The following is a 12,246-nucleotide window of genomic DNA, read 5'->3' on the forward strand; positions in this document are numbered from 1 at the left end:
CTCAATTTCGTCTTAATTCTAATTAAACAGTTTTTTGTTCAAGTTCATCTTCTACTGAAAATGCTTGAATAAAAGCAAATGTCGATTCTTGGTCTGTGCTATAAATCATGGCAGTTAACTCTTCTGGCAAGTGCATACCCAACATGAATCCAAAAATTTTTGCCAATTGCTGGGTATTTCCAAGATTCTGTTTTGTAAATAAAAAATGATAGGTTTCAATCGCGGTTTCATTAAATTTATACTGTAATTTTTTCACCACTTTCATATCCGTTGCATCATCTAACATCAATAAAAAGGGTTGTTCTTGATCATACTGATCTAAATTATTCAGTGCTTTAAGCTCTAAATTACGTTTCAACTCAGGCTCATGTGCCACCACTTGTAGCACTTTATTTGGAGTTAAACCTCGAACTTGAACGTCTGAAGCAGCCAAACACCAACTCGATGCAAACTCTGCAGCAATGTATTTTTCTTGTAACCACATCTTTTCATCAATCCATTCTTGGTCGATTTCAGAGTCAGCATTCAGAATCAAACTGACTTCAAACTTTTGTTTTGAAATCATCTCTAAAATGCTTAACCATTCTGAATAAGCGACTTGAGTGCCGATAAAATGTGGCTCGATATGAATTTGTTCGGGAATGATCGAAAATCCGTCAGATAGATACTGCTGAATAATTTGAGCATAATCATCATTCCATTGATGAATCAAATTATCAGCAAGCAAAATATGGACATTTAAACGATTTAAACGTGAAACTTGCTGTGCATTGTTCGCCAAATGTTCTGGATTTTCATCTTGCGTATAATCTGGATCCACCCAACCCGGATGCATACGGTACTGATATGCCAATTCACTATCATAAAAGAGTGCTGATAGCTTCAGATGCTCAGCAATTAAAAATAGACTTTCAACGTGTTGCTCTAGTTGTTGCTGAATAAGTGACTGGATTCGTTTTTCACGCATGGTGATGGCACTAAATTCATCATCTGCTTCTTCACTAGTAAGTTCATCTAAATCTTTGATTCGAAATGAAAGAACAGGCAAACCGTATGCATTGAATAATTTATCATCGAGTTCAGGACTTTTGAATTGTTGAATATCTTGGATAATTTGTTCGTTTTCACCAAAACTATGCCAAGCCGCTGAAGAATAAACATTTAAACGAAATTGCTGTACATCGACAGGCTTCGGTTTTGCTTGTTCAATGGCGTCAATTTGTTGTTGCTCAGCTTGTTCTTCTGCACGTTTTTCAGCTTCAAGTTTTTTTTCTTTTTGATGTTGAATGCCCTTATAAATCAAATAAGGCGATAAAATAATTGCACATAAAGCGACAGGAAGAATTAGAAAATAGGTGACCAGATCAAAAGCTGTCGGGTCATAGCCTGTATCTCGCCAGTAAAAAATCACGAAAGCAGTACACAAAACAAAAAGCGTACTAAAGGTTCCAATTATTAATTTCAGCATTATTATGCATTCCCCATTAAGGCATAACAGGTTTCTGTATTATCGACCTGTTTATTCGGCTGTAAAAATGCTCCCTGAGCTAAACCAATTCCGCTCAAAGAATTTAAACACACCGGTTTTATTTCTTCTTTTTGTAAAATTAAGCGCACATCCACCATTAATGTTGGACTGCACCAAGTTTGAATCATTTGTTTTAATTTTAGGCTGCGTGCCTGATTCGGTAAAAATGTTAAATAATCTTCATGATTTAAAGGTCCAATCACGATTTCAATTTTTTCGTCAATCTGTTGAATCTTCTCACCACAAAAAGTATTCAGCCCCAATAAGCTTGGCTGAGATCCACCTAAACATGTTCTCTGATCTTCTTCAAATACAAAAGTTTCAGGGATAAATTCTCGAATATCAAATTTCTGCTTAAAGATACAATTCAGCATGGTTTTTAATGCATAAGCTGTATTGTTTTGCCCCTGCATTAAACCTGAGAATTCAGCAAAATAATCATCTAAATCTGGCTGATCATGCTGGCTACGGATATAACCATTTAATGCATGTAAAATATCAAGATAGTGATTATCCTGCTCGATTTCATAACGAATAGGTAAATGATAATTTAAACTGGCATCAACATAATGTGCTGTTAATTTATGATTAAACAGCCCTAAAAACTTTTGTGTTTCGTGTCGCTGATGTCGCCCGCTGAGCTTAATCTTATTGGTATAGCTATAAGGTAATGCACCTTGAATACCCGTTAAACCCACCATTAAATTTGTCAGTTCAACTTTCTCATCGTTGAACTCTAAACTTTCAATTTCAGTGTTCGGGAAGTTCAAATTAAGTGAACTATTAAACTCAAAGTCATTGGCCCAATGGACCTGAGCTGCTCCATAAGGTGCATGTCTTAACAAACGAGTAGCTTGAACAAACTCGTAGGCTTTCGGTTCTTGGAAAAGTCCGTCAATTACAGAGCTTTCTTGCCACCAACGTTCTGCACGCATTGGTATAACTCCTGTTGACTATTTGCATCAAAAACCGAGACATCGACAAAGCTGTTCATATTGACTTTTAAATTAAAGATATGGGCTAGCAATTGACTAAATATATACAGGCTATGCCCTCTAAATATATCCGCATCGATATCGAGCTGTACTTTTAAACCTCTGACAAATAATGGAAACGGTTTACTATCTACAAGTTTCTGTGTGGTAGAAAACTGAATATTTTTTATGGAGTCGATAATAATTTGGTTTTCTTTCGATTTAGGTAAATTATACAATTCCAAAAGTTCTTTAATATGAGAGACCGTATCGCCTTTCATTAAAGACATATTATTCAAAGATAAATGTGAAATGACCCGCCACTGTTCTTGTTTATTTTGCTCAAAATAATACGGTAACGACGGTCGTTTGAGCATCAGGGCACGACGGGCCAAATTACTATCATTCAGAGTTAATGCATTTTGATCTTTATTATAACTTTCGTAAGGTAACTCACGATTACTACATAGTAGTTCAGTACTAATAAAATCGGACTGAGTGCTATGTGGGGCTAAAGCACGAGATATGATTGAATAGTTTAATTCCTGATGTTTATTCTTCATCTGCTGCGGATTTAAACTATAAAAAAACTGCACTTTATCCTGATGATAATGACTCATTGCAAAAAAAGGCAGTACCGGATAATACACCTCATCTTGGTTACTTTTTTCACGCACCATATTCATTTTTAAAATGCTATAGGCTTGAAAATATTCAGGATGGTGTGCATCTGTCACCAATGGATATTCCATTCGCTTATGATTAATCTTTTGCGGCTCTGCTTGTTTATTGAAAAGATTAACAATTGGTGTAGCAAACAATTTAAAATTTGCAGCATTTAATTCAGAATAATTTCGAATCGCTGCTTGATCATTTAAATTGAGTTTAAAGTGCATTTGAACATCAAATTCACTATGTTCTAAACTTAAAAACTTAATGAAATCTAGATTTAGATTTAAAAAATTGAATTTTTCAGGAACACAAAAATATTCCATCAGTAAACGATATGCATGATGTGTATGTTGATCGATAGGTAGAACACTTTGAACTTCATCAAAGCCCATAATTTCAAATGGATTGGCAATATCAAAAATGAGCTGCCCCACACGAATCGAAAAACTTGTAGTCGATTTAAAAATACTATCTAAAACCTGCAAAGGAAAATTAGAAATAGCGTCTAAAAATATCGGCAAAGTTTCATTTTTGAGTAAAGCGTGCTTATTCGAAAAAATTTCAAATCCTAAGCTCAATGTAGCATTTTGATTTAAATGCATATGTGCCGATGGATGAGTTTTGAAATTGAGCTGTTTTAATTGAATCGGTAATAATGTGACTTCTTGTACCGTCTGATATTCACATTGAACACCGCGCGTACTTTTGGCTTTTAGACTGGTCGCCTTTGGAATAACGTGTCGATCTGTTAATTGCTTAATTTTATTTATATCTTCGAAGCTCACCACAGAACATGCAGGAAATGGTTTTAAATATTGAGGAAACATCACCTCAAAAATTGAACGGGTAAAAACGTCATAACTATCTGCAAGTTTTTTATCAATCCGTGCAGAAATTAGAGAAAATGCTTGAATTAAACGCTCAATATGCGGGTCATCTATTTGTTCTTGGTTTAAAGACAAACGCTGGGCGATTTTGGGGTATTTACTGGCAAACTCACGGGACTGTTGTCCAAATTCCTGTAGTTGTTTTTCGTAATACGGTAACAGCTCTTCAATCACAGATAACCCACTTCATTAAGTTCTTGGAGAAATAACATATTGTTGTGTTGTTGGTTTTAATAAGGCATCAAAAATAACTGGTTCGTATAAAGGATGAATATTTAAATATGCCTGAATACTTAAACATAGTGCCCCCATATTATGGCCATCCATGAGCATTTCGACTCGAATCTGTTTTAAACGCGGTTCATGTGCAGCAATCGATTGCTCAATTGACTGGCAAATTTTGTCGCGATCCGATGGATTTGCTGTCGATAAGCCCACAAAATCGATAATGCCAAATTGCAAAATAGACTTTTTTGCTAATGGAAAGTCATCAATCAGTTCATCTAACTTTGCCACCCTACTATTGAGGAGATCCTCTAAATCGGAAGCAACAGATTCACGAAGTTCTTGCAAAGACAGACCTTGAGTCTGCTGAGCATCTGCTGGTAATAAGCGGTCAAATAAAGTCGTTCTAAAACCATAAGGATAAAGCTGATCGAGATTCATATCTTCTTATAAATATTTAAAAAAATGAAAATAGAGGCTACCCAAGTAAGCCTCTATCTGAATCCATCTATTACGCTGCGTATGAAGCAGTGTTGTTAGATAATGACCACTTCTTAGTAACAGCACCTTTCGCAGTACCGTTAATATCTTGTTGGTTATATGTCCACTCTACTGCAGCATATTTCAAACCAAATGATTCGTGTGGAACACCTTCATCATTTACAGTTGGTGTCACGCTAGAAACCAACACATGTTTCAGTTTGATTTGAAGATATTTAATGCGTTTGTCGCCATTCGCACGGTAAAAATCAATTTGAACTTCATCAAATGTATAACCTGCTGAACATGCTTCCCAAAGTTTAGGGCTTGTCGCATCTAAATCTTTAACAAAAACCATGTCAGAATGTTCTACACGTTCTGCGGTGTGACCACCCACACTTGAAGAAGTCGCAGATTTAGGTTGACGGATGTTATGCGTCCAAGAGTTAACTTCTAACCAACTCTTGTGCTCTGCATCACGAGATTCGCCGTCTACTTTGTACTTACCACGAAATTGAATGTATATATCTTTCATTGTTCTGAATACCTATTTATTTAAAGTTATTATAGTGTTGACCCAAAATTAATTTGAGGACTGAGGTAACTCGGTCACAAGTCGTAATGAAACAGACAACTCATCCAACTGGAAATGTGGTCTTAAGAAAACCACAGATTTGTAGTGACCAGGCAAAGCTGGATTTTCTACAACTTTTACAGAAGCTTCACGCAATGGATACTGAGCTTTAGCTTCTTGAGATGCACCATCATCGAGTAATACATATTGCGATAACCATTCATTTAAGAAGGTCTCAACATTACCCGCTGATGCAAAACTACCCACTTTGTCACGCATCATTGCTTTTAAATAATGTGCAATACGTGAAACTGCCATGATGTATTGGATCTGGCTAGACAATGCAGAGTTGGCATTTGCTGTATCGCTGTCATATTTTTTAGGTTTTTGCGTCGATTGCGCACCGAAAAATGCTGCATAATCCGTATTTTTGCAGTGTACCAACGGAATAAAACCAAGGTCACTCAGTTCTTTTTCACGACGGTCAGTAATGGCAATTTCAGTTGGGCATTTAAAGACCACTTCGCCATCATTGGTTTTGAACGTATGGACAGGCAAGCCTTCAACTAAACCACCACCTTCTACACCACGAATCGCAGCACACCAACCATGCATATCAAATGCATTGGTTAAACGCGTACCAAAGGCATAAGCCGCGTTCATCCATAAATATTCATTATGATTTTCACCTGAAACTTCTTCAACGAAGTTAAATCCTTCAGTGGCAATGCCTTCTTTTGGATCATATGGCAAACGACCCAATACACGTGGCATTGTCAACGCAACATAACGTGCATCGTCACTTTCACGGAATGAACGCCATTGTACATATTCTGCTGTTTCAAAGATTTTAGATACATCACGCGGACGATCAATATCAGTAAAAGACTCTAGTCCCAACATATTCGGGCTAGCAGCCGAAATAAACGGTGCATGTGCAGCCGCAGCGACATGTGAAATTTGCTCAAGCAAATACATATCAGATGGAGTACGGTCAAACTCAAAGTCACCAATCAATGTTGCATAAGGCGCACCACCGAATGATCCATATTCTTCTTCATAGATTTTTTTGAACAACGTGCTTTGGTCAAAATCGGTCGCACCTTGGAAATCTTTAATCAATTCTTTTTTCGTCGTATTTAACATACGAATTTTTGTTAAAGAATTTGAAGGTGTTTCTTGGCAGAAATAATACAAACCACGCCATGTCGATTCAATTTTTTGAAATTCAGCATGGTGCATGATTTTACTTAACTGAGATGAAATCAACGCATCAATTTCAGCAATACGCTTATCAATTGATAAAGTCATATTGTCTGAAACGGTGATGGTACCTGCCATCACTTCTTTAGCAAGTTCACCAATCAAACTTTTTGCACGATCATGTTCTTGATCTGTACGCGCGATACGACTTTGTTCGACAATTGAATCTAAAAGTGAATATTCTTCGGTTGCTTCAACGTTTACAGCAGTTGCAGTATTATAATTACTCATTTTCTGCCTCCACGCTCAACTTACGAATTTGATCAGTGTTATGTAACACTTCATCCAATAAATCTTCTAAGCGTTCATTATTTGAAATTTTATTACGCAAGTCAGACAGACGCTCACGCGCAGCAACTAACTTTTGTAGTGGATCAACCTGTTGTACAACTTGCTCAGGAGTAAAATCGGCCATGCTCTTAAATGTAAGATCTACCGACATTTTTCCACCGTCTTCAGTCAAGGTATTTTCAACTTGAAAATTAGCACGTGGCGCTAAAGACTCCATTACTTCATCAATATTATCTAAATCAACATTAATGAATTTCTTGTCTTTTAATTTGGTTTTCTCTACTTCAGATGCCGCTGAGAAATCACCTAACACCCCTACAACGAATGGTAATTCTTTAATTTCTTTACCGTCGCCAACTTCAACATCGTAAGTCAATTGAACACGAGGAGGACGAATTCGTTGAAGTTTTTTCTGTACACTTTCACGTTTTGCCATGAGTGCTTTTCCTTGTTATTTATTTTTTAATGTATCGAAAGGTGAACCACTGGCAGCAGGTTTTTTCGCTGTAGTCTGCGTTTTTGCTGTCGTGGTAGTTTTCTTTTTGCTTGCTGCTGTAGTCGTTTGTTTAGACTTGGTAGACGCTGTATTGGTTCGTTTTTTAGCTGGTGTTGTCTGTTTAGATTTCACATTGCTCGAAGATTCTGTACTTTTTTCACGAACATCTGCTGCAGCAGACGTAGATTTATCAATCGTCGGCTGAATATAACGAATATTATCCGACAACACTTTGGCAGGAGAATAGGTCTGTTCATCTAGAGTACGATTTTCATTACTCCGCATATGATTCAGCGCATTATAAGAAATAGCGATACCTGCTAAAAAAGTGACATCAGTAAGTTCAGGCGACTGATAGTTCTTTTCTCGCAGCAGATTGACCGCTTGCAATGCTTTTAAATTGTAACCATTAGCTTGATATTTTTTGGCAATATCTACAAAAATTTCATTTTTTAAGTTCTCATTTTTCTTATTTTTTTTGTCACATAACTGATTATAAAAACCAATAATCTCTGGATCTGTATCACCTACTGCCAGTGGATAATCCTTTAAACAGGATTTTTTCACAGATGCCGCTTTATCTTTTGCAAAAACGGTTTGTGTTAAACTAGCTGCTAAAATTATAGGTAATAAAACACTAAATTTATTCAAAATTGCCTCTGTATTTCTACGTGCTAAAACTTAATTTATGTGGATATGTGGAGAAATCACCACTTATTTTCCCGTGGGTTTTCTCTTCATTTATCAAAATTAAAAATATGCTGCAGATTTAACAAAAAATAAGCACATAGAGTCAATACAAAAATGTGCCAAATACTCCAAAGTTTGTCGACGATTTGTTTTTTTTTGTTTCATTTTATAAAAAAATCTTTTTCCTTTTTTTATTTAGTCTGTATTATATCGCCTAAAGCAAGACACTAAAAATATATAAGGTGTTGATTTTAAAGTTTTTATTTTTATAGCAAGAAAAAAGAGATCACAGTCAAACTTGTAAAATTTCGTACTGTGGATTCTAAATTTGATGAGTTATTTATGAATAATTTAAAAGTTTTAATTACTAAACTTTCACCTCACGCCCGCATTTCACTCGAAAAGTCAGCCAATACATGTATTTCACAGCAAAATTATGAAATCGAAATTGAACATTTTTTACTCGAATTATTAACCTATAACAATAAAAATGACCTTCAAATACTCTTAGAAAAATACAAAGTTTCTGCAGACGGTTTGGCAGATGACCTCAAAGAAAGTATCGCTCAACTTCCAAAAGGAAATACGCGCACCCCGATTTTTGCCCAATCCATTGTGCGCTTACTTGAACAAGCTTGGTTATTAGCATCTGCTGAACAAAATCCACAAATTCGTAGTGGTCATTTACTTGTTGCACTGCTTACCGCGCCAGATTTATACCAAATCGCAGCAAGAGCTTCTTCTCTATTCGATTTATTACCTATAGATACGATTAAACATAAATTTTTAGATCTTTGCCTAAAAAGCATTGAAAATGAAGATTTAGCAACAGAATCACTTGATGAAAAATCAGCAGCACAAACGAATGCAACTACGCCAGTTAAAACACCAGCTCTAGACCAATACACCATTAATCTTACTGAAAAAGCTAAAAATGGTGGCATTGATCCTGTGATTGGTCGTGAGTTTGAAATCCGCCTAATGCTCGATATTTTGATGCGTCGTCGTCAAAACAATCCGATTTTAACGGGTGAGCCTGGTGTTGGTAAAACGGCCGTTGTTGAAGGTCTTGCATTAAAAATTGCAACCAACCAAGTTCCAGATGCTTTAAAAAATGTCAGCATTCATACTTTAGATATGGGCTTACTACAAGCGGGTGCCAGTGTTAAAGGTGAATTCGAAAATCGCTTAAAACAAGTCATTCATGAAGTTCAAGCCTCTGCACATCCAATCATTTTATTTATTGATGAAGCACACACGTTGATTGGTGCGGGTGGTCAAGCAGGTCAAAATGATGCAGCAAACCTGTTAAAACCGGCGCTTGCACGTGGTGAGTTAAGAACTATTGCCGCAACCACATGGGCTGAATATAAGCAGTATTTTGAAAAAGATGCCGCATTAAGCCGACGCTTCCAAGTAATTCAGGTTGAAGAACCGACTGAAGAAGTCGCAATCGATATGCTACGAGCCATGATTCCCGTGATGGCAAAACATTTCAATTTACAAATTGACGATGAAGCTATCGTTACTGCAGTCCATGCTTCGCACCGTTATATCACTGGCCGTCAATTGCCTGATAAAGCGATTAGTGTCTTAGATACGGCTTCTGCGCGTGTTGCGTTAACGCAAAATGCACAACCTGTAAAATTGGATCAACTTCATGCTCAATTACATAATTTGAAGCTTGAATTGGCGATTCTTGAAAATGAACATAAGAATATTCCTATTCACCACGAACGCATTGAAAGTGTAAAAACACAAATATCCGCGCTTGAACAGGAAATTCAGTCGACAGAAACGCAGTGGAAAAAAGAACTCGAATTCGTTCAACAGATTAAAACGATTGAACAAGAGTCCGAGCAAAAACCAGAAAATATTGAAACTTTAAGCAATATTCGTAACCAATTGGCAACGTTACAAGGTCAAACGCCGCTTGTTTTTGAGCGTGTGAATGCACAAATTATTAATGAAATCATTTCAGACTGGACCGGTATCCCTGTTGGGAAAATGGTGAATGATGAAATTCAGCAAATTTTGAAGCTTGAAGCACAGTTAGAACAACGTGTGATGGGTCAAGATTATGCACTGCATCAACTGGTACAAGGCATTAAAACCTCCAAGGCAAAATTGGAAGATCCAAATAAACCTCAAGGCGTTTTCATGCTGGTTGGCCCAAGTGGTGTGGGTAAAACCGAAACTGCACTTGCGTTAGCAAACGAGTTATATGGTGGTGAGTCTCATTTAATCACCATTAACATGTCTGAATATCAAGAAGCACATACCGTGTCGTCTTTAAAAGGTGCTCCTCCAGGTTATGTCGGTTATGGCCAAGGTGGCGTACTGACAGAAGCAGTTCGCCGTAACCCATATAGTGTGGTTTTACTCGATGAGATTGAAAAAGCACACAGCGATGTTCAAGAGCTATTCTACCAAGTATTCGATAAAGGTACTTTGGAAGATGGTGAAGGTCGTGTTATTGACTTTAAAAATACCACTATCCTGCTGACTTCAAATGCTGGCTCTAGTGCCATTATGCAGGCTTGTTTAAATCAGCCAGTAGAAGAATGGCCGTCAGCAGAAGAACTTCTAGATGTATTAAAACCAGCTTTATATAAACAATTTAAGCCGGCATTTTTAGGTCGTATGCGTATTGTGCCGTATTTCCCATTGCACGATGATCTGCTCGTACGCATTATTCAGCATAAATTAGGCAAAATCACCGCGCGTATTGAAAAACAATATGGTACGCAAACACGTTATACCGATGATTTAGTCGAATTATTATTAAGTCGCTGTACTGAGGTCGATAGTGGTGCGCGTAATGTCGACAACATTTTAAATGCGACGGTCTTACCTGCTTTAGCCACTGAATTGTTGATGGCGATGAGTGAACAAAAGATTCCATCATTCATTGAAATCGATGTCAAAGACGATGAAATTATTTATGTTTTAGATCCTAAAAGTAAACCTGCAAAAAAACGCAGCAGCAAAAAGACTAAAACCTTAGAAGCATAAGCTAGGAACGATGTAGAATATGAGTTTAGAGCTCGACGCTTTATTGCAACCGATTACGGATGATTTACCTTGCGGTAGTGATTTTTCATTTTCAAATGATTTTCATGCAATTAAAAAAGCTAAAACACAAGATGACCCGCTATTGGATCAAGGCGACTGGATCGCAGAACCGAAACAGGCAGATTGGGGCTTTGTGCACCAAAAATCGTCAGATCTACTTCGCGAACATACAAAAGATATTCGCTTATATGGTTGGTTGCTTGAAGCGTGGACTCACATCCATGGTTTTGAAGGGATTGCCAAAGGGATTGAACTTACACAAAAAAGTTTGCAAGACTTTTGGCTGCAACTTCATCCTGAAATTGAAGATGATGACCTTGATCAACGTCTAGGGCTATTACAAGGGATAATTAATCAAATCCCAACATTAATTAAATCAGTTTCAATCGTTTATGGCGCAGCAGCTTATTCCCTATCCGACTATGATCGACTACTTCATGTTCAAAACCAAAGACGTAAATCCAACCATGAAGATGATGATCAAGAAGAGTCTTTTAATGGTATGGAACAGTTTGAACATGCCTTGTTCAATACGTCAAAATCAATTCAATACCAGTATTACCAACAGTTTTTAGATATTTTAAACCATTGGGAAAACTTAAAAACGACTCTTGATGATTTGATGGGTTTAGATGCGCCAAGCTTTGCTGGCATTGACTCTCAAATCGAAATGATTCACTTGAGCTTAAAAAAAATCTATAAAGCAGATGCTTTTATCAATTCATCGAGCGCTGAACAGGTTCAATCAAATTCTCCAATTGAAAGCCAGACACTTTCCACTGTAACTTCCGTGCAGAATGATATGCAAATAATACAACAACAGCATACACAGCAATTTAAACCTCAAGTGCAAAATCATCTTGAAAATCGTGAACAAGCCATGAAAGTCTTGCAAGATATTGCGGACTATTTCCAAGTGAATGAGCCGCATAGCCCTGTCAGTTATATGCTGCAAAAAACCATTAAATGGTCACAAATGCCACTGCATGAATGGTTAACTCATGTGATTAAGGATGAAAACCCTCTTGAAGCTGTACAAGAAATGTTAGGTGTTCAGCAACAAAGTAATGAATCGAATAGCGACTGGTAAA

The 12,246-nt window shown here is 37.0% G+C and carries 10 protein-coding genes; 2 read left to right on the forward strand and 8 right to left on the reverse strand.

The window, feature by feature from the left end:
• Nucleotides 1-22 precede the first annotated feature (22 nt).
• The 8 genes from FTV50_RS05020 to FTV50_RS05055 form a co-directional block, all read right to left on the reverse strand.
• Nucleotides 23-1,468 carry a hypothetical protein gene (locus tag FTV50_RS05020; RefSeq protein ID WP_180023728.1) on the reverse strand — a complete coding sequence of 482 codons (1,446 nt, stop codon included), beginning with the start codon at nucleotides 1,466-1,468 and terminating at the stop codon, nucleotides 23-25.
• A gap of 2 nt (nucleotides 1,469-1,470) precedes the next feature.
• The gene (tssG, locus tag FTV50_RS05025) at nucleotides 1,471-2,463 is read right to left on the reverse strand and encodes a type VI secretion system baseplate subunit TssG (RefSeq protein ID WP_180023729.1); all 993 of its coding nucleotides are present in this window, start codon (nucleotides 2,461-2,463) and stop codon (nucleotides 1,471-1,473) included.
• Nucleotides 2,427-4,235, reverse strand: coding sequence for a type VI secretion system baseplate subunit TssF (gene tssF, locus FTV50_RS05030; protein WP_180023730.1), 1,809 nt, complete (start codon nucleotides 4,233-4,235; stop codon nucleotides 2,427-2,429). The genes tssG and tssF overlap by 37 nt, the downstream gene beginning before the upstream one ends.
• A 15-nt stretch (nucleotides 4,236-4,250) precedes the next feature.
• Complete coding sequence (gene tssE / locus FTV50_RS05035; RefSeq protein WP_180012026.1) at nucleotides 4,251-4,727, reverse strand: type VI secretion system baseplate subunit TssE; 477 nt, start codon at nucleotides 4,725-4,727, stop codon at nucleotides 4,251-4,253.
• 70 nt (nucleotides 4,728-4,797) lie between these two features.
• A complete protein-coding gene (locus tag FTV50_RS05040) occupies nucleotides 4,798-5,301 on the reverse strand; it encodes a type VI secretion system tube protein Hcp (RefSeq protein ID WP_078190771.1) in 504 nt (167 codons plus the stop codon).
• A 48-nt stretch (nucleotides 5,302-5,349) separates the two neighbouring features.
• The gene (gene tssC / locus FTV50_RS05045; RefSeq protein ID WP_111885474.1) at nucleotides 5,350-6,834 is read right to left on the reverse strand and encodes a type VI secretion system contractile sheath large subunit; all 1,485 of its coding nucleotides are present in this window, start codon (nucleotides 6,832-6,834) and stop codon (nucleotides 5,350-5,352) included.
• Nucleotides 6,827-7,330, reverse strand: a complete 504-nt coding sequence (tssB, locus tag FTV50_RS05050) for a type VI secretion system contractile sheath small subunit (RefSeq protein WP_078193364.1) — start codon at nucleotides 7,328-7,330, stop codon at nucleotides 6,827-6,829. The genes tssC and tssB overlap by 8 nt, the downstream gene beginning before the upstream one ends.
• Before the next feature lie 15 nt (nucleotides 7,331-7,345).
• Nucleotides 7,346-7,957, reverse strand: a complete 612-nt coding sequence (locus tag FTV50_RS05055; RefSeq protein WP_180023731.1) for a hypothetical protein — start codon at nucleotides 7,955-7,957, stop codon at nucleotides 7,346-7,348.
• A 465-nt stretch (nucleotides 7,958-8,422) separates the two neighbouring features.
• Here FTV50_RS05055 and tssH point away from each other — a divergent pair, with 465 nt between their 5' ends.
• Together tssH and tssA are read left to right on the forward strand one after the other, a co-directional pair.
• Complete coding sequence (gene tssH / locus FTV50_RS05060) at nucleotides 8,423-11,095, forward strand: type VI secretion system ATPase TssH (protein WP_180023732.1); 2,673 nt, start codon at nucleotides 8,423-8,425, stop codon at nucleotides 11,093-11,095.
• Between the two features lie 19 nt (nucleotides 11,096-11,114).
• Nucleotides 11,115-12,245, forward strand: coding sequence for a type VI secretion system protein TssA (tssA, locus tag FTV50_RS05065; protein ID WP_180023733.1), 1,131 nt, complete (start codon nucleotides 11,115-11,117; stop codon nucleotides 12,243-12,245).
• Nucleotide 12,246: the final 1 nt, after the last annotated feature.

The sequence above is a fragment of the Acinetobacter sp. YH1901134 genome (assembly GCF_013416965.1).
Classification (GTDB): domain Bacteria; phylum Pseudomonadota; class Gammaproteobacteria; order Pseudomonadales; family Moraxellaceae; genus Acinetobacter; species Acinetobacter amyesii.